This window comes from Arcanobacterium phocisimile (genome assembly GCF_016904675.1).
Taxonomy (GTDB): domain Bacteria; phylum Actinomycetota; class Actinomycetes; order Actinomycetales; family Actinomycetaceae; genus Arcanobacterium; species Arcanobacterium phocisimile.
Window position 1 is genome coordinate 1,808,898 of the sequence record NZ_CP070228.1, and the last position, 18,465, is coordinate 1,827,362.

Annotated in this window: 12 protein-coding genes, 3 rRNA genes and 1 pseudogene; 10 read left to right on the forward strand and 6 right to left on the reverse strand. The window is 48.1% G+C overall.

Annotated features, from left to right (window positions below):
* The first annotated feature begins 32 nt into the window (after positions 1 to 32).
* Positions 33 to 1,919: a solute carrier family 23 protein gene (locus tag JTE88_RS08225; protein WP_204424247.1), complete on the forward strand. Its 1,887-nt coding sequence runs from the start codon at positions 33 to 35 to the stop codon at positions 1,917 to 1,919.
* A 466-nt stretch (positions 1,920 to 2,385) separates the two neighbouring features.
* On the opposite strand, the gene rrf is transcribed toward JTE88_RS08225, so the two are convergent.
* From rrf to JTE88_RS08250, 4 genes and pseudogenes are all read right to left on the reverse strand, one after another.
* Positions 2,386 to 2,503: ribosomal RNA gene (gene rrf, locus JTE88_RS08230) — 5S ribosomal RNA — on the reverse strand.
* Between the two features lie 101 nt (positions 2,504 to 2,604).
* Positions 2,605 to 5,697 (reverse strand): 23S ribosomal RNA (locus JTE88_RS08235).
* 262 nt (positions 5,698 to 5,959) lie between these two features.
* Positions 5,960 to 7,485: ribosomal RNA gene (locus JTE88_RS08240) — 16S ribosomal RNA — on the reverse strand.
* The 16S, 23S and 5S rRNA genes sit together here, the layout of an rRNA operon.
* Positions 7,486 to 8,663: 1,178 nt before the next feature.
* Positions 8,664 to 9,970: pseudogene (locus tag JTE88_RS08250) on the reverse strand (ISL3 family transposase).
* Between the two features lie 85 nt (positions 9,971 to 10,055).
* Between JTE88_RS08250 and JTE88_RS08255 the strand changes: the two are divergent.
* From JTE88_RS08255 to JTE88_RS08270, 4 genes are all read left to right on the forward strand, one after another.
* Complete coding sequence (locus JTE88_RS08255; RefSeq protein WP_204424250.1) at positions 10,056 to 10,235, forward strand: hypothetical protein; 180 nt, start codon at positions 10,056 to 10,058, stop codon at positions 10,233 to 10,235.
* Between the two features lie 315 nt (positions 10,236 to 10,550).
* Positions 10,551 to 11,381: a tyrosine-type recombinase/integrase gene (locus JTE88_RS08260; protein WP_204424252.1), complete on the forward strand. Its 831-nt coding sequence runs from the start codon at positions 10,551 to 10,553 to the stop codon at positions 11,379 to 11,381.
* A 2-nt stretch (positions 11,382 to 11,383) separates the two neighbouring features.
* Complete coding sequence (locus JTE88_RS08265) at positions 11,384 to 12,160, forward strand: ParA family protein (RefSeq protein WP_204424253.1); 777 nt, start codon at positions 11,384 to 11,386, stop codon at positions 12,158 to 12,160.
* Between the two features lie 29 nt (positions 12,161 to 12,189).
* Positions 12,190 to 12,531 (forward strand): hypothetical protein, encoded by a 342-nt coding sequence (locus tag JTE88_RS08270; protein ID WP_204424255.1) that lies wholly within the window; start codon positions 12,190 to 12,192, stop codon positions 12,529 to 12,531.
* Between the two features lie 42 nt (positions 12,532 to 12,573).
* Here JTE88_RS08270 and JTE88_RS08275 read toward each other — a convergent pair whose 3' ends face one another.
* Entirely contained in the window at positions 12,574 to 12,804 is a 231-nt protein-coding gene (locus JTE88_RS08275) for a hypothetical protein (RefSeq protein ID WP_204424257.1), read from the reverse strand.
* Between the two features lie 539 nt (positions 12,805 to 13,343).
* Between JTE88_RS08275 and JTE88_RS08280 the strand changes: the two genes are divergently transcribed.
* On the forward strand, positions 13,344 to 13,733 hold the full coding sequence (locus tag JTE88_RS08280) for a hypothetical protein (RefSeq protein ID WP_204424259.1): 390 nt from the start codon (positions 13,344 to 13,346) through the stop codon (positions 13,731 to 13,733).
* A 1,198-nt stretch (positions 13,734 to 14,931) separates the two neighbouring features.
* On the forward strand, positions 14,932 to 15,426 hold the full coding sequence (locus tag JTE88_RS08285; protein ID WP_204424260.1) for a hypothetical protein: 495 nt from the start codon (positions 14,932 to 14,934) through the stop codon (positions 15,424 to 15,426).
* A 213-nt stretch (positions 15,427 to 15,639) separates the two neighbouring features.
* On the opposite strand, the gene JTE88_RS08290 is transcribed toward JTE88_RS08285, so the two are convergent.
* Positions 15,640 to 15,954 carry a hypothetical protein gene (locus JTE88_RS08290; protein WP_204424262.1) on the reverse strand — a complete coding sequence of 105 codons (315 nt, stop codon included), beginning with the start codon at positions 15,952 to 15,954 and terminating at the stop codon, positions 15,640 to 15,642.
* Between the two features lie 299 nt (positions 15,955 to 16,253).
* Between JTE88_RS08290 and JTE88_RS08295 the strand changes: the two genes are divergently transcribed.
* The 3 genes from JTE88_RS08295 to JTE88_RS08305 are packed head-to-tail and all read left to right on the forward strand — an operon-like array spanning position 16,254 to position 18,464.
* Positions 16,254 to 16,592 carry a plasmid mobilization protein gene (locus JTE88_RS08295; RefSeq protein WP_204424264.1) on the forward strand — a complete coding sequence of 113 codons (339 nt, stop codon included), beginning with the start codon at positions 16,254 to 16,256 and terminating at the stop codon, positions 16,590 to 16,592.
* Positions 16,549 to 17,916 (forward strand): relaxase/mobilization nuclease domain-containing protein, encoded by a 1,368-nt coding sequence (locus JTE88_RS08300; protein ID WP_204424266.1) that lies wholly within the window; start codon positions 16,549 to 16,551, stop codon positions 17,914 to 17,916. The genes JTE88_RS08295 and JTE88_RS08300 overlap by 44 nt, the downstream gene beginning before the upstream one ends.
* Complete coding sequence (locus JTE88_RS08305) at positions 17,916 to 18,464, forward strand: PcfB family protein (protein ID WP_204424268.1); 549 nt, start codon at positions 17,916 to 17,918, stop codon at positions 18,462 to 18,464. Before JTE88_RS08300 ends, JTE88_RS08305 begins: the two co-directional genes overlap by 1 nt.
* Position 18,465: the final 1 nt, after the last annotated feature.

The following is an 18,465-nucleotide window of genomic DNA, read 5'->3' on the forward strand; positions in this document are numbered from 1 at the left end:
CTCATTGTTTACTCACTCGCTAGTCTTTTCTCATGAACCAGAAAAATTCTGTGGACGCCGTACCAAAGGCACCGAAGTTAGTCTTGCTGTCCCTTCAACATCTGCTCGCATTCTATGCGGGTGCAGTCATTGTCCCTCTGTTAATCGCTTCGTCATTGAACCTAGACTCGGCGACGACGATTCACTTGATTAACGCCGATCTCTTCACTTGCGGTTTAGCTACGCTTATTCAGAGCGTAGGTGTAACAAATAAGGTCGGTGTACGTCTGCCTATCATTCAGGGCGTCACCACAACGGCTGTTGCACCGATTATTGCTATCGGTTTGGCGGCTACTGACGGCGCTGGCGGCGAAGCGTCCCTCCCGGTTATTTACGGTTCGATTATCGTCGCTGGTCTTTTCACATTCTTCGCAGCACCATTCTTTGCCAAGTTGCTCCGGTTCTTCCCACACCACGTTACCGGCACAGTTCTTCTCGTTATGGGTACTTCGTTGCTGGCCGTTTCAGCGAATGACTTCGTTAATTATGCCGACGGTGTTCCTGCAGTTCGCGACTTGGCTTACGGTTTTGGAACGCTACTTGCTATTGTTTTGGTTCAGCGTTTCTTCCGTGGATTCTTGAGCACGATTTCGGTGCTTATCGGGTTGGTTGGTGGAACTACTATTGCCCTTGTTATGGATCATATTCAGCCTGAGAAGCTCGATGCGGTTGTTAACGCACCCGCGCTGGGTGTCACTACGCCATTCTATTTCGGTTGGCCAGTGTTCTCGTTGACTGCAATTATTTCGATGATCATCGTTATGCTCATTACGATGGTAGAAACGACCGGTGATGTTTTCGCGACTGGTGAGATCGTTGGCAAGCGGATTACCTCGGCTGATGTTGCGGCCGCGATCCGTGCTGACGGCGCCTCGACGACGCTGGGCGGTATTCTCAATTCCTTCCCGTACACAATGTTTGCGCAAAACGTTGGTCTGGTTCGCCTTACGGGGATCAAGTCGCGTTGGGTTGCTGCTGGCGCTGGTGGCCTGATGATCGTCGTAGGATTACTACCGAAGGTTGGCGCGATTGTCGCATCGATTCCGTCTCCGGTTCTCGGCGGCGCTTCACTCGCTTTGTTTGCGAACGTGGCATGGGTTGGTTTACAGACAATTGCTAAGTCTGATCTTGATGATTTCCGCATCGCAGCAATTGTGACGACGTCCCTGGGATTAGCTATGTTGGTTACTTTCCGCCCTGAGGTGGCTCAGGTGTTCCCTCATTGGGCACAGGTTTTCTTCTCCTCGGGTATGTCAATTGGTTCAATTACCGCAATCTTGCTCAATCTTGTGTTCTTCCATATGCCGAACTCGTCAAAGAATACCGACAATCAGATTGCTTCAGGTGTGTCCCTTGACGACGTGAATGCAATGGATCAGGTTACGTTCGTTGAAACATTCCGATCTTTATTTAATTCAGAAGTGTGGCCACTAGAAAAGGCATGGCAGGCTCGACCATTTGGATCAGTCATGGAATTGCGAAATGCTTTGCTGGTCGGTGTGTTACGTGGCGAAGCCCAAGAACAGACAGCGCTTATTGCCGATTATCCAGATATGTATGAGATCGTAACTGCTGATGAGGATGACGAATCTTCTCAGGTGATTGGGTCCTTTGCTCTTGGCACGGCTAGTGAGGAAGAGTTGGCACAATTAAACGAGCTGTGCGTGTCCTACCGGCAAAAGTTCGGCGCGCCGTATGTTGCATTCTTAAGCACTGACGCTTCTATTGAGGCGATTTTGGCTGATGCGCAGCACCGGTTAAGCAACACTGCTGAAATAGAAAATGTCGTGTCGTTAACGCAGATCGTTGAGATTGCTAATGACCGGCTGGGAATTTTAATGCGTGGCGCAAATCAGCGCGCACATGAATACCAAAGCTAAATGACCACCGATAAGCTGGGCGGCATAATACAGTAACTGCCCCTTATACAACCGCAAGGGTGGGAGGACTCCATAGGAGTCCTCCCACCCTTGGTTTATACCGTTGCACCACGCATCGCAGGCACGAAATGTATGCTTGACAGCCATCCGTTCGGGAAGGGTGCAAATCTAGTTGATGAACATCAAAGATGTATAAGTTCAGCCTTGCGTGTTCGCTTTCTTGCCGATCAACTTGGGCAGCTAATCACTAAAGTACGTGGGCGATGATAAAGGTTGAACTCGTTGTACTCGTAGGCGAATGGCTACTCACAGTGGTTAAGGTCCGGGAGTCTATAGGCTGTGGACTTCGCACGCACTGACTCCACTCAGTAATATCGGACCGGAAATACTGTCGAACTAACGATTAAGGGGAGGGCTGGTAGGAAACAGTGTTTCTTACCAGCCCTCCCCTTTATTGATGTTTGAATGACGGCGGTGTCCTACTCTCCCACACCCCCTCGGGTGCAGTACCATCGGCGCTGGAAGGCTTAGCTATCCGGGTTCGGAATGGAGCCGGGCGTTTCCCTACCGCTATGACCACCGTCAAAAATCTTGGGATCAATAATCCTGTATTAAATTATCTACTGCCATTGTTGTGTGGGGGTTGGGAATCGTATAGTGAACGCGAAACATACTCGAAAAATGTTTTTGTTAAGTGGTTGGCCATTAGTACCAGTCAGCTCCACACCTTACGATGCTTCCACGTCTGGCCTATCAACCCCATGGTCTATAGGGGGCCTACAAAACAAATTGTTTATGGAAACCTTATCTCAAAGCAGGCTTCCCGCTTAGATGCTTTCAGCGGTTATCCCTTCCGAACGTAGCCAACCAGCCATGCACCTGGCGGTACAACTGGCACACCAGAGGTTCGTCCGTCCCGGTCCTCTCGTACTAGGGACAGCCCTTTTCAAGTTTCCTACGCGCGCAGCGGATAGGGACCGAACTGTCTCACGACGTTCTGAACCCAGCTCGCGTGCCGCTTTAATGGGCGAACAGCCCAACCCTTGGGACCTACTCCAGCCCCAGGATGCGACGAGCCGACATCGAGGTGCCAAACCATGCCGTCGATATGAACTCTTGGGCAGGATCAGCCTGTTATCCCCGGGGTACCTTTTATCCGTTGAGCGACGGCGCTTCCACAAGCCACCGCCGGATCACTAGTTCCTACTTTCGTACCTGCTCGACCTGTCGGTCTCACAGTCAAGCTCCCTTGTACACTTACACTCAACACCTGATTGCCAACCAGGCTGAGGGAACCTTTGAGCGCCTCCGTTACCATTTAGGAGGCAACCGCCCCAGTTAAACTACCCACCAGGCACTGTCCCTGAACCAGATCATGGTCCAAGGTTAGACATCCAGCACGACCAGAGTGGTATTTCAACAATGACTCCACAACCACTGGCGTGGCTGTCTCATAGTCTCCCACCTATCCTACACAAGCCGTACCGAACACCAATACCAAGCTATAGTAAAGGTCCCGGGGTCTTTCCGTCCTGCTGCGCGTAACGAGCATCTTTACTCGTAATGCAATTTCACCGAGTTCGCGGTTGAGACAGCGGAGAAGTCGTTACGCCATTCGTGCAGGTCGGAACTTACCCGACAAGGAATTTCGCTACCTTAGGATGGTTATAGTTACCACCGCCGTTTACTGGGGCTTAAATTCACAGCTTCGAACACTTACATGTTCTAACCGTTCCTCTTAACCTTCCAGCACCGGGCAGGCGTCAGTCCGTATACATCCACTTACGTGTTCGCACGGACCTGTGTTTTTGATAAACAGTCGCTTCTCCCTGGTTTCTGCGGCCATCACCCCTAGCCTGTTAAAAGGCTTCAGGGATCAGGCCCCCCTTCTTCCGAAGTTACGGGGGCATTTTGCCGAGTTCCTTAACCACGATTCACTCGCTCGCCTTAGTATTCTCTACTCGACTACCTGTGTCGGTTTAGGGTACGGGCGGCTAAAACCTAACGTCGAGGCTTTTCTAGACAGCACAGGATCACTCTACTTCCCCACATAAATGGGTCATCATCCAGCCTCACCCTTATATGTCCCCCGGATTTGCCTGAGGAACGGGCTGCGCTGTTAAACGTGGCAAGCCATTAGCCACGCGAAGCTACCACTCTGCGTCACCCCTGTTAACACGCTTGCTTACTACACGATCAGGTCCCACGCTCCCCACACACCCCAACCCGAAGGAAGAAGATGGTGGTTTGGATGGTTAGTATCCCATGATTCAACATTGACGGTTTTTCGCCGGTACCAGAATATCAACTGGTTGCCCATCGACTACGCCTGTCGGCCTCGCCTTAGGACCCGACTAACCCAGGGCGGACGAACCTGGCCCTGGAACCCTTAGTCATTCGGCGGACGGGATTCTCACCCGTCATTCGCTACTCATGCCTGCATTCTCACTCGTACGAAATCCACAACCAATCACTTGTGCTGCTTCACCTCACGTACGACGCTCCCCTACCCAACAAAACAAAAGTTTTATTGCCGCGGTTTCGGCGGTGTACTTAGCCCCGCTACATTGTCGGCGCAGAATCACTTGACCAGTGAGCTATTACGCACTCTTTCAAGGGTGGCTGCTTCTAAGCCAACCTCCTGGTTGTCACAGCAACTCCACATCCTTTCCCACTTAGCACACGCTTAGGGGCCTTAACCGGCGGTCTGGGCTGTTTCCCTCTCGACTACGAAGCTTATCCCCCGCAGTCTCACTGCCGTGCTCTCACTTACCGGCATTCGGAGTTTGGCTGACGTCAGTACCCCGATAAGGGCCATCGGCCATCCAGTCGCTCTACCTCCGGTAAGAAACACACGACGCTGCACCTAAATGCATTTCGGGGAGAACCAGCTATCACGGAGTTTGATTGGCCTTTCACCCCTACCCACAGGTCATCCCCTCCATTTTCAACTGAAGTGGGTTCGGTCCTCCACACGCTCTTACACGTGCTTCAACCTGCCCATGGGTAGATCACCCCGCTTCGGGTCTAGAACATGCAACTAAAAATCGCTTTTTAAAACTCGCTTTCGCTACGGCTACCCCACACGGGTTAACCTCGCTACATGCCACTAACTCGCAGGCTCATTCTTCAAAAGGCACGCCATCACCCCTACCAAGGAGGCTCTGACGGATTGTAAGCGTCCGGTTTCAGGTACTATTTCACTCCCCTCCCGGGGTACTTTTCACCATTCCCTCACGGTACTCATCCACTATCGGTCACACGGAGTATTTAGGCTTACACAGTGGTCTGTGCAGATTCACACGGGATTTCACGGGCCCCGTGCTACTCGGGCACCACATAAAGCAGACTGACATGTTCCAACTACCGGACTCTCACCGTCTACGGTCCAGCTTCCCAACTGATTCGTCTACACACCAGCATTTATCACTACCCGACCCCTCATCGGCGGGATCAAACATGGCCCCAACAACACCACACACGCAACGCCCGACAGCTATCACACGCGCATGGTTTAGCCTCATCCGCTTTCGCTCGCCACTACTCACAGAATATCTTTTCCTGCGGGTACTAAGATGTTTCACTTCCCCGCGTTACCCCCAAACACCCTATACATTCAGATGCTGGTAACTAGAAATAACTCTAGCCAGGTTCCCCCATTCGGACACCCCCGGATCACAGCTCGTTTGCCAACTCCCCGAGGCTTATCGCAGGCTACAACGTCCTTCATCGGCTCCGTATGCCAAGGCATCCACCGAACGCTCTTGAACACTTACAAAAAACCAAAGATGCTCGCGTCCACTATACAATTCTCAACCACCACACCAACACCACACCCCTGAACACCCAACACGATGAGCACCCAAAAGCACAGGCAGTACACGGAGTATTACCCCACACCCCAACAGCATGCCAGACAATCCATAACGATTTTTCCACTAAAAACCACCACAACCAACACCAACCACAACAGGTCAATGCCAGCCACACCCCAAAATAAACAAACATGAAAAATACAGGGCATGAAGGTAGCTCCTTAGAAAGGAGGTGATCCAGCCGCACCTTCCGGTACGGCTACCTTGTTACGACTTCGTCCCAATCGCCAATCCCACCTTCGACCGCTCCCCCCAAAAAGGTTAGGCCACGGGCTTCGGGTGTTACCAACTTTCGTGACGTGACGGGCGGTGTGTACAAGGCCCGGGAACGTATTCACCGCAGCGTTGCTGATCTGCGATTACTAGCGACTCCGACTTCATGGGGTCGAGTTGCAGACCCCAATCCGAACTGAGACTGGCTTTAAGGGATTCGCTCACCCTCACAAGCTCGCAACCCTCTGTACCAGCCATTGTAGCATGCGTGAAGCCCAAGACATAAGGGGCATGATGATTTGACGTCGTCCCCACCTTCCTCCGAGTTAACCCCGGCAGTCTCTCGTGAGTCCCCACCTAAAAGTGCTGGCAACACAAGACAAGGGTTGCGCTCGTTGCGGGACTTAACCCAACATCTCACGACACGAGCTGACGACAACCATGCACCACCTGTACACCAGTCCGAAGACGCACACATCTCTGCATGATTCCGGTGCATGTCAAGCCTTGGTAAGGTTCTTCGCGTTGCATCGAATTAATCCGCATGCTCCGCCGCTTGTGCGGGCCCCCGTCAATTCCTTTGAGTTTTAGCCTTGCGGCCGTACTCCCCAGGCGGGGCACTTAATGCGTTAGCTACGGTACAGAACCCATGGAAATAGGCCCCACACCTAGTGCCCAACGTTTACGGCATGGACTACCAGGGTATCTAATCCTGTTCGCTCCCCATGCTTTCGCTCCTCAGCGTCAGTAACGGCCCAGTAACCTGCCTTCGCCATCGGTGTTCCTCCTGATATCTGCGCATTCCACCGCTACACCAGGAATTCCAGTTACCCCTACCGCACTCTAGTCTGCCCGTACCCACTGCAGCCCCGGAGTTAAGCCCCGGTCTTTCACAGCAGACGCGACAAACCGCCTACGAGCTCTTTACGCCCAATAATTCCGGACAACGCTCGCGCCCTACGTATTACCGCGGCTGCTGGCACGTAGTTAGCCGGCGCTTATTCAACACCTACCCTCAACTTTCGCCTTGTTCAGTGTTAAAAGGAGTTTACAACCCGAAAGCCTTCATCCCCCACGCGGCGTCGCTGCATCAGACTTGCGTCCATTGTGCAATATTCCCCACTGCTGCCTCCCGTAGGAGTCTGGGCCGTATCTCAGTCCCAATGTGGCCGGTCACCCTCTCAGGCCGGCTACCCGTCGAAGCCTTGGTAGGCCATCACCCCACCAACAAGCTGATAGGCCGTGAGCCCATCCCCCACCAGAAACCCTTTCCAACACCCACCATGCGGCAGGAGCAGAATATCCAGTATTAGACCCCGTTTCCAAGGCTTATCCCGAAGAAGGGGGCAGGTTACTCACGTATTACTCACCCGTTCGCCACTAATCCACCCCAGCAAGCTGGAGCTTCATCGTTCGACTTGCATGTGTTAAGCACGCCGCCAGCGTTCGTCCTGAGCCAGGATCAAACTCTCCAAACAAAAACCAAACACCCCAAAGGGTATCCAATCAATACAGTCCGAAAAGCCAAAACAGGCTCAACAAAACAGACAAACCAAAACTAGCTCATCCAAAATAAAATAAAGAAAACACACCAACCAAAAACAGTCAGCATGCAATCCAAACAAAAACAATCATTATAAAAAGCTGACACACTATTGAGATATCAAACAACACACCCACACCCAACAACCACCCAGAAAAACCAGGCAACCATCAAGAAGGATAAGCTACGAAAACCACCAGTCCAGAAGACCGAACCAGTCCTTCGCAACGAATAAAAACTATACCCACCCCAACCACCAACCGTCAAACCAAACGAAAGTAACGCCCGCCACATAATTTCCACATAGAGATTTTCGGCCATCGACGTCGTCGCATTTCACATTAATTCATGCACTTTTAATGCAACCGGCCGCGCTCATGGTAACGCTTTGCTAGCGTCGCTAGAACCCGTGGCAATAAACAGCCGAGTTTGATCTAGCGCCACACATAACCACCAGATTAAGTAAAAGCCCAACGGGGCTCATACTTAGCTGAATAAGACCAACCAGGAGAGTAGCCGGAGTTTTTCTCGGTGGGCCCAGCGTTCTCTTCGTCATCTACATGAGGCTAGAAACTGGTCTCTGAATGGCAGGGCTTCCCCAACGCGCGCGAACCAGCACCACCACACATGTGGACACCTAGCTATTCAGACGCCCAACCAATACGTCACCCGGAAGGAGAGAGCGGAGTTCAGAACTTCAAAAGCTCTGACCAAAATTCGGGCAAACATTGCGGACATTTTATAACTATTGTACATAATTGGAAAAACTCAATATTTAACTATTCCGCCCCGTCTGAGCGGAATGGCGATCTCAACAACAGAGTCACAAACTAAATACTCCAAGAGAGCCGAAAGGGGCTCTTCGCGTTTTAGCGGGGTGAAACGTTGTTACTCGGTGGGTTTACAGGCCTAGTATCAGGTGCTGGTGTAGTGATTTTAACGTTAGTAGCTGTGTTTTCGTTGTCGTTAATGTGGCGGTGATGAGATTTTTAGTGGCCCGGAATAACTATACAAAAGTAAGCAACATACATTGTCTTTGTTAACCCGTTGCTGTTAGTGCGTGGAACACTCGATGATAGAAAATGCCTTGTGATCTTCTCACTGGTAAACAGGTTACACGAAGATATTATGCAGCAGTCTCCAGTTAGGTTTACCGGCATACAGTAATGCACGAATGCGATAGTTGTTGAAATTCGTGAACCCAAATCCGATACGTTTAATACGTTTGATGAGATTGTTTAACGCCTCGGTGATGGAATTAGAAAGATGCGTTTGATGATACGCCAAGATTTGAAGCTGCCATCGTTGTAGCGTGCGTCCTAGCTGCTGAATTTCTGGGGGCATAGCCACATCCAGGCATGTTTGTATCAATTCTGCAAGCATGGTGGTCGCAACACCAAGATCTGTTTGCTGATAAAACTCTCGTAAGCGTTTATCCGATACGCAATCGCTACTTCAGCGTGAGGATCTCCTAACACAAGCATGCTTTCTAGACGCTGGACCATTGCTGGCAGTAGTTTTTCACTACCATATGTCAGTAAACGCCGAATCTTGTATAAAGGATCTTTTTTATGCCCACGGTGTCCCAAGGTCTGATTTTGCACGCGTCTACGTACAGTATCTAACACACGATTGGCTAACGTAATCACATGGAAATGATCAGCTATTTGAGTTGCCTGAGGTAATACCACGTTATACACAGCACGGCATGTTGGGCTCATGTCTAAAGTGGCATAGCGGATTCGTGCTTTCCAAGCGTTGGGCTGGTCTTTTAAATAGCGGGCTACGTCTATGTAGTTACAGCTTGGGATAATATCAATAATTTGATGATGCTCGACGTCACATACCGTAGTGACATAACTTGTGCGGTGTCCTTGTATGCGAACGAAACTTGTTTCATCAAGCCCGATTGCGTGAGTCTTGTTTAAACGCTTACGGTCTGCTTGTAGTAACACTTGACCATACATAGTTACTGCATCATTGACTGTGTGCCAAGAACACCCAAGATCAGCTGCGACTTCGCTAATTGTTCGTCCCATGCCTACTTGCCGGGTCGCCCATTTAGCTGCCCTGGTAGTCATCTGGCAACGTTGAGCAGCAATACGTTTATCTTGACTTGTCCATGAACCAACATCACATGCAACGTTTGGACAATACAAGCGGTGCTTACGCCATAACAAGCTCATAGACCGACCATAGACAGGTAAATCTATATACCGCACTCTTGGCCTTTCTTTAACGCGTGCAAGACTTTCACAACGCGGGCATGTTGGTCTCTTAAGGACTTGTTCAATTTCGATTTCCTGTTGAGAGCCATAACGGTAATACGCCAAGACGCAAATATCTTTCAAACTCACAAGCCGAGCAAGAATTACGGTAGGATCATAAGCGGTGAAGATAGTTTCAGGTTTTTGATTCACACTCTAAGCATGAACTACCTTCACCACTTCTGCATCCCCACACCCCGCTAAAACGCGAAGAGCCCCGAAAGGATCGTTGGATACCATGAAAGCGACTATTATTACGCTACAATTCATTGCAGCTTTGGTTGCAGCCATTCTGGGAGCCGTAACAATATTTTCAGATACGGATCTCCACACTGGAACAGTACTAGCACTGGCGCTGTATTTCCTTCTTGAATGTTGCAATCAATTCCTGAACTACCGCAAAGAGAAACAACTATAGTCTCTGGTAAAACATACGTCGGGGATGAGCGAGCGATAAGCCATATACATCCCACGAATCCTTAAAAAGTTACCCCCTGGTTCCAACTTTTCGTTGAACCAGGGGGCAACTAGTGGAGCCGCCTGTGGGAATCGAACCCACGACCTTCTCATTACTATGTTTTCTTAGATATAGCGATTCTTTTTACCTATATATATTCTCTGAGTTCAATTTTTTTGACTTTATTGCCAGCATATACGGCAACGCCAGCTAAGCCGGCACTGCCGTCACCGTGTCTTAATAGCAGGTTGTTCATTAGTTCTGATGAAGTAAATCATGAACAATACAACAACACAAACAATCCTCAGTGATTGGACTTTAGCCATGCGAGCACAAGCCCTTTCACCTCTAACCATTCATGAGCGCATTCGCGTTTCTAACTGCTTATGCGAATACGTTGACGCAACGCCAGTAACGATAACTACTGATCAGATTATCGAGTGGGTTTCACTTCTGCCGTCAGCAGTAACTAAATGGACGTACTTTACCCACATCAAGGCTTTATTTACTTGGTTAGAAATAACTAGAAGGCGTACCGATAATCCATTGCTTGGGTTAAAAGCCCCCAGACGACCTAAGTACTACCCACGACCAATCTCACTCGAAGTCATTGAGCACGTTCTCAATCAGCGACTTTATCGTAAAACTCGCTGCATGATTCTCCTGGCATTTAATTGTGGGTTACGAGTGGGAGAAATATGTAAAGTACGTGGCCAAGACTATGACCGGCAAGCCGGGCTATTAACCGTCGAGGGGAAAGGCGGAAAACGCAATACCATCCCCGTCAATTCCGGCCTTCAACCATTCTTCAACACCATGCCAGCTCATGGCTGGTGGTTCCCCTGCCGGAACGGCGGGCACGTGCGTTCTAGATCAGTCGGAGACACTATCGTGCGCACCTTTCGACGCTACAACATTCACATGGTTTCACATCAGCTACGCCACGCATTTGCAACCGAACTTCTTGCAGCCGATGTTGATCTACGAATCGTCCAACTGCTGATGCGTCATGAATCCATTCAAACCACTGCTCTTTATACGCGAGTGGCTAGAACTCAGCAATTAGAAGGAACTAATAAGCTTCCCGTTTTCTTAGGAAAGGATTAACTATGATTATTGCCGTTTGTAATCAAAAGGGAGGGGTAGGAAAAACTACCATCTCAACCAATCTTGCACACCACCTTTCACGACAAGGATCAGTTCTGGTTATTGATGCCGATCCACAAGGCAACTCAACAACATCACTTGGAGTTGAAGTAACTCGTGAATCATTCACTCTGAATGACGTTATGGCCGCAATAGCTTCTGGCAATAGCCCAAGCGTCATCCATCAAGCGATCACACACGCACAATCAGACTGGGGTGACATCGATGTGCTACCTGCAGATCGCTTACTCGCTTCACGTAACGACGACGGCTCTTTAGGAAGGGAAAGCAGACTACGCACCGCACTTACAGCAGTAATTGACGACTATGAGCATATCGTTATCGATTGTCCTCCATCGCTTGGAGTTTTAACGACAAACGCCCTCGTTGCAGCCGATACAGCATTAATTGTCACCACAGCACGAGAAACAAGCGTCGATGGCGTAGCAGAAATGGTGTCAACTATCGCAACTGTGCGTTCCTACTACAATTCACGACTAACTCTATCTGCCATATTCCTCAACGCCTTCCGACCCGAACGAATTGATAGCGATAACTGGCGTAGACACCTACGCGATTACTACGAACCGTATCTACTCGAAAAGTTTTTACCAGAGCGTGAATATATCAACCGCGCAGCATCGTCACATTCACCTATACCAGCTGGTGTCGATGATCGTGCAGATCAAGCACTAACAGAGCTTGCCAGCATATTTACCATTGCCAGCAATGCCAGCTAAGCCGGCAATGACAAATAAGGGAAAATACTATGAAAACGCCTAACTTAGAAACTTTGAATTCCTTGCAAAAAGCACCTGTCAACGATCCAATAGTAGCGGGCGCACCTATGGCTGGCACCGCTGGCAATGCCAGCCACGCCAGCAAAGCCAGCAATGCTGGCACAAAATTTACAATCAGACTCAAACAATCTGATATGGGAATAATACGTGCAGCGTATCTACACGACCTTTCTTCAGGAATTTTCCAAGGATCGCTCTCTGCTTGGGCGACACATGCACTACTTGGCAAGGCAAATGCCGTCGAGAAGCAGAAAGGAGCACCTCTTCGTGAAGTAAATACAGGAGTTATTCCACGCGGTCGATTAAATTAGAATCCTGAATCATTGAATAAGGCACTGTATTCTTACAGTGCCTTATTGTTTTCCGGAATTCTCTTCTAACTCATCAGGTAAGACTATAGAACGATAGCGCACATGAATAGCCAAGAGCCATAAACACAAGCCGGCTAGAGCTAGTTCGAGCAAACACATGGCGTCGATAGTTGGGTGATTAAATGCGAGCCAGATAGAAGTTAAAAATCCCCAAATAGAAACAATAACTATGAATAGCCAACTTGCTAGGGAACATTTCTTTGAATTTTTCATTATTATCACCGCCCTTACTCCTTTTATTCTATCACTCCACTTCACTCCATTGGATTGGATGGAATGATTTCGAGTAACACGAGAAATATGTAATAAATTCATATTTATTGTGCATCGCTCTACCGTGGCGCACTGGAGCGACGCACGGTAGAACTCCTACTTTTCCCTGACCTCCCAACAAAAAGTGTATTTTTGACCGTGAGGCACCTGTTGCCGCACGGTATTTTCACACATAATCTTAGCGACACCCAAAGTAGTTGAAGAGTGATGCGCTAGCACTACATGAATTACTCAATTTTAGTAAGTGGCTATTTATAGGGATTTTAAGGTTTCATTTCACCGTGCGGCAGCTGTTGCCTCACGGTGAATTAGGGCGCTTACTTTTAGCGACACCTAGCAATAATCAGTGGGTAATTGTCATGACATGGAGGGTGGTCAAGGTTTTATCTGTGGATAACTTTCTTTGTGCGTCTTTTTATGTGGGAGGCTTCTCGTATCATTGAACTGAAGTCTCCAATACGTCTAAAGGATGTGAAGTCATGGCCTTGATCTTGCTTGTAGTTTTCTTACAAATCATGTTCTTCATTTTCTTGCTGCGCTATATCGTCTTTGTCGAAGGGGCATTGGTTGGTTTTGTTGTGGCTGTATATATGTCGCACGATTTAGGATTTCACCCAGCGTATGGAGTGACGGTAGCAATTCTTATCGCGATTGCGAACCTAGTCTTGCAGTCAACGAAGATTGGTTTTGCACTGCTAGCCACTACTTTTTCTCTCATGTACGCCAATTTCGTTTATGAAAAACTTGTTGAGCACTACACTCCTGGCGACACTACATGGGGATGGTTCGGAGCGATCGTATGTTTCACAGTCAGCATGGCGCTACATGGGGCCACATTCATTAACCGACGCGAAACGCTAAACACATAACAGCGAATTCTGTATCATTAAGAAATGCCGAATAGTCACTTTTGGGATTTTTAGCTTCCAAAATATCGAAATATTAGTGCCCCACTAAATCACATATCATGCCAATTCTTCGGCAGGCATACCAACTTTTCCGTCGAACCCACCCCCTTCTTCAACACAGTAAGAGCGAGACAATTTTGCAACATGTCAAAGATGCATGAAGGACACTAAACGGGTTCAATCACACATTCATACATATGTGCGCTTGAACACATATTTTGGATCAAGTATTATTATTGTGACTATATAGCCAAATCCGCTGTGGGGCGCAAGCTTTAAATTCGAGAAGCTATTGGCAGCAGGCGGCGCTCTCGGAGGATTGGTATCAGAGATCGCTGGAATTAAGGATGTGAAAGAGAAATGCCTATCTTGATGAAGATTATCATTACAACACAATTTATCGCAGCCTTGAGTGGAACAATACTGGCGTTCTTAACGATATTTTCCGATATGGATCTCATGGATGGAGCAATAGGAGCACTAGGACTATATTTCACTCTCGAATGTTGCAGAATGCTACTAAAACACAGAACAGAGAAACGTGATTAACCTCGCGAAAAACTAAAAGTTAGGGAGAAATGTCTAAACACGTCATTTCTCCCTAACTTTTTACTCGCCTCGTATACTTGACAGGATTGCTGATCATACAGATAGAGACAAAAATGTAGCTCCGGGAAAGAGCTAAAGCCCCCCTACTCCGTGTAGCATAGATCATCAAATTCGAAAAATGATCAAGTTTGCCACTTATACTTTCACACTTTTGGCGCAAACGTCCTGCTTTGCTAAGTGAGTGCTCTATAAATAAAACCGACAAGCGCATTATCCATCTTCTGGATCATGAGTATGCCGGAAATTGCGACTTAGAATCAGAGCAACCACATGGTTGACCCTTCATTTTGAGTGCCGGAGGCACACTAGGTTTACTAGATGTTTTTGTTCGTCCTGACTCTTCCATTGTAGCGCCGCGTCCTTTCATACAAGTCGCGTAGCGACCTAGCCTGCGTGTTCTTTACCCTGGTCTCGCCCACACCCGCAGGCTATGGGCTAGACCACCGCAGAACGCACAGTCCAGCCACAGAGGGTTGTATTCCAGTCCTTGATCGGCGCTGTCATTTCAGTGTCAGGACGACACAAAACAACGCTCACAAAGGAGACGCTGATGACAGTTCAACAAGAAACTAACGTTGTAGAAACCGCGATTGACGCAATGGATATCTGGTTCGCTTTTCTTAACCGAGTTAAAGATGGTTTTGAGAGTGACTCCATGAGCATTGAGCAGTTCACTGAGTGCGCGCAAGGGCAGGAAAATGTTCTGCGGGAAACTGTTGATAAAGTGATTGTTCGGGACTCGATAATTGTTTACGTAATCGATGAAGATTTTCGTCAGCATTGGGGACAGTTCCCTGAAATTGATTTCATTCGGCTTTCAAAGCGACCTGATTGGGCTTTGGCACGACGGGTGATTTGCTGTTTAAGTTTCATGGGTAAAAATCCTCACGCAATGGCCGCATCGGCAATGCTGAATTGGTGGGTTGGTGACAACGATGAAGCAAATCGGCTCGCTAATGAAGCCTTAGAAATTGATGGCTCTCTTCGATTGGCAGTGTTGATGATGAACATTCTAATGTTTGACATTGTTCCACCGTGGAAGTAAGCCGGTAGGGGCGTGGGAACAGTTTTAAATGTTCCCACGCCCCTGTTTCGCTTATAATGGAGTTGAGTCCTTTACGGGATTCGTTTCAAGCGCTGATTTTTTGAAGCGTTTGGATTGGAGAAAAAGCGGGAGGCGCGCCGTAGGCGCGCCTCCCGTCTTTTCATTTGTGCATGAGGATTTTTAGGTCGGTGCCACTCCACTCCATTCCATTTATTACCAGTTGTTGAAATGTTCTGGATGTGTGTCTTGGTGTTCCTCTGATTCTAAAGTTGGTTTAGGCGGGGTGGATTGGCGGAAGATTTTTTGAGCGGTGCCAGATAATTCTAAAGCGCGTTCAACTTCGCGTGGTTTAACTCCAAGCGCTTCAAGTTTTTGCCGTGCTATAGCAACACGGTCATAGATTTTTTCGACGTCGTTAAGTGCTTCTTCGATAGCCAAGAGCGCCTGTGTTTTTTCTTCTATCTGAGTTAGCTCATCGGCAAAAAAATTTCGTGCGGCGGAACTGACACTGGGTTTCGATGCGGCCATGAGGATGTCTTTCTTTCGATATAAAAATTATCCTCGTAGCGATTCTCCACCGCCTAGTTTAGAGGATTTTATTTTCCTTGTAAAAGGAAAAGATTCAGCGCGCAGCGCCCATTCTTTCAGTGATACAACTACACCCGAACGTATAGGACGTTAGTCGTAGTAGTACGGGTAGCAAGCAACGCAAATGTATATACACATTTGCCACTGACGTGTTAAAATGGATGTACCATCCAAACCTTTTAGGAGGAGTCGTGGAATCAAGTTCCACGCCTAATCGATCTCGTAAACGAGCTCGGATAGTGTACTTTTCCGAAGAAGAATTGAATCAAATAGCGCAGCGTATGCGTTCCCAAGGGCTTACAAATTTCTCCAAGTTTGCCCGCCAAACTCTCACAAGTGGAGTCATTGTCACGAGCACTAAGAGTGCTGGAGCTGAAAGAATCAGTCGTGAAATTGCTGCTATTGGCAATAATATTAATCAGATTGCGCGCAAGGCGAATACTGAAAATATTGCCACCTATGAACAGGTTTTAGTAGCTATTGACCTTCTTGATGAGGTTCGCAAGTTAGTTCGATCCGAACTTGGGAGCGCTCGTGGCCGTGGTGAAAATCCATCCGATAAGTCAAACTTTGCATAAGGCGATTGCGTATATTACGCAAGACGCTAAGACGAACTCTGGCATTTTATGCTCGTCTAACTGCGCTGTTGTACCATCGGATGCTGACAATATTACGGCTGTCATGCGCTCGGCTTTAGCTGATGCTGAGGTAAAACGCGGGGTCGGCAGACCAGGTTCAGTTCTAGCTTTTCATGTGATTCAATCCTTCAAACCCGGTGAAGTTGATGCAAATACCGCCCATGAGATTGGCTGGAAATTTGCTCAAACAATCACTGGCGGAGAACACGATCTAGTCGTTGCTACACACGTTGATCGAGGGCATATACATAACCATATTATTTTCTGCTCGGCAAATAGAGTGACGGGAAAACGGTATCGGAACCCTAATTCTAACCTGAAAAAGATTCGTAAAATCTCCGATGAGTTAGTGAAAGAGTATGGATTATCGGTCATTGAACCGGAGGGACGCGGGCAAAAACTGTCGTCAATCTACGCAGATGCTTACGCTCAGCACGGCAAAGAGTTTTTACGATTTGCCATTGACGATGCCGTTCAAAACTCTCATTCGTGGCAAGCAATGGTCGATACGTTAGCCGAGTGGGGAGTTACCGTATCGACGAGAGGCGCACATATCCTGTTTGATTGTGAACAGGTTGGCCGAGCCGTTCGCGGAAAAACACTGGGTGAAAACTATACCGAGCAAGCTCTTCATTCACGTCTTGGACGCGAAGCAATGAGTGAATTTATTGTGGCTAAAAATCTCGTTACTCGCGTTGATGATAAGCGTTGGCAGGTACGAATTCCAGGTAAGAAACCCGCCCAATACTTCGTAGTTTCAGACCAACGAATAATTGATCACGGCCGTCAAATGCGACTCTATCTACCTGCTAGTGGTTCACTGACCATCCTTAACCATCGAGGCCAAATTGATCATCCACTCAGCGTTGAAGATCTATACCAGTCATTCACTCGGCCAACACCTATCATGTCTCAACATCCTCATGTGCGTGTTGAACGTGGTACGAGTGCTGCGCAAAAACGTTACTTTTCATATCTCGATTCAAAGATCGAATCGATTAAGGATGACGCAGCTACTACATCATTACTTGCCGAGATACTACGCGATACTCAGCCAGAAGATATTCCGTTAGCAATAGAAAGCAAGCTAACCCAGGCACACCGCAGGCTAAATCTGTTTATTGCACAACGTCAGAAACTCATTGATAAAGGCCAAACTGTGGAAGGGATAGATCAGAAAATCTCGGCAATACAAGAGCAACAACGTGCACTTCTTACCTTACAAAAGCAACTAGAAAAAAGAAACAAAGAAAGGAATAGATAATGGCATTACTCGAAGCTAGCGAAGCTGTGGCAACAGGCCAACAGTTCGTCTCTATGACTGTACGAGCAGTAACAAAAGGTATTAGCTTAACGTATTCAACAGCTAAACCATTAACGAAAGGAACTCTCCTAGCTAGCGTCAAGTCTGCACAGCTTGCCGTAAAAGGAGTCAAAGCTGGCACACATAAAATCGGAGATGGCTCAACTAAGTTCAAAGCACTCGTTAATAAAGGCGATTTACACCCGATAGAGGTATCAAGCGAACTCGTTAAAGACTTCAAGAAAGATTTAAAAAAGCGCGGAGTTGATTTCGCAGTAGAAAAAGGCGCAGACGGAAAGACATACATCCACTTTATCGGTAAAGACGCCGACACGATTAAGCACGCATTATCTCAGGCACGCACACGACTAGAAGGCAGTATTGAGCAGACAAAGCGGCCACAAACACGATCCGATCTCGCCAACCATATCCAGGCTAAGGCGCAAGAAAAGAAACTCACGCCTCCTACCGCAATTCCGAAGCAGACGTTGAAAGCACCTAAACGATGAG

Excerpts from the sequence above, each read along its gene's own strand:
- JTE88_RS08225 (WP_204424247.1), top strand. The coding sequence starts at position 33 with ATGAACCAGAAAAATTCTGTGGACGCCGTACCAAAGGCACCGAAGTTA.
- JTE88_RS08305 (WP_204424268.1), top strand. The coding sequence starts at position 17,916 with ATGGCATTACTCGAAGCTAGCGAAGCTGTGGCAACAGGCCAACAGTTC.
- JTE88_RS08290 (WP_204424262.1), bottom strand. The coding sequence starts at position 15,954 with ATGGCCGCATCGAAACCCAGTGTCAGTTCCGCCGCACGAAATTTTTTT.
- JTE88_RS08260 (WP_204424252.1), top strand. The coding sequence starts at position 10,551 with ATGAACAATACAACAACACAAACAATCCTCAGTGATTGGACTTTAGCC.
- JTE88_RS08265 (WP_204424253.1), top strand. The coding sequence starts at position 11,384 with ATGATTATTGCCGTTTGTAATCAAAAGGGAGGGGTAGGAAAAACTACC.
- JTE88_RS08280 (WP_204424259.1), top strand. The coding sequence starts at position 13,344 with ATGGCCTTGATCTTGCTTGTAGTTTTCTTACAAATCATGTTCTTCATT.
- JTE88_RS08285 (WP_204424260.1), top strand. The coding sequence starts at position 14,932 with ATGACAGTTCAACAAGAAACTAACGTTGTAGAAACCGCGATTGACGCA.
- JTE88_RS08270 (WP_204424255.1), top strand. The coding sequence starts at position 12,190 with ATGAAAACGCCTAACTTAGAAACTTTGAATTCCTTGCAAAAAGCACCT.
- JTE88_RS08275 (WP_204424257.1), bottom strand. The coding sequence starts at position 12,804 with ATGAAAAATTCAAAGAAATGTTCCCTAGCAAGTTGGCTATTCATAGTT.
- JTE88_RS08255 (WP_204424250.1), top strand. The coding sequence starts at position 10,056 with ATGAAAGCGACTATTATTACGCTACAATTCATTGCAGCTTTGGTTGCA.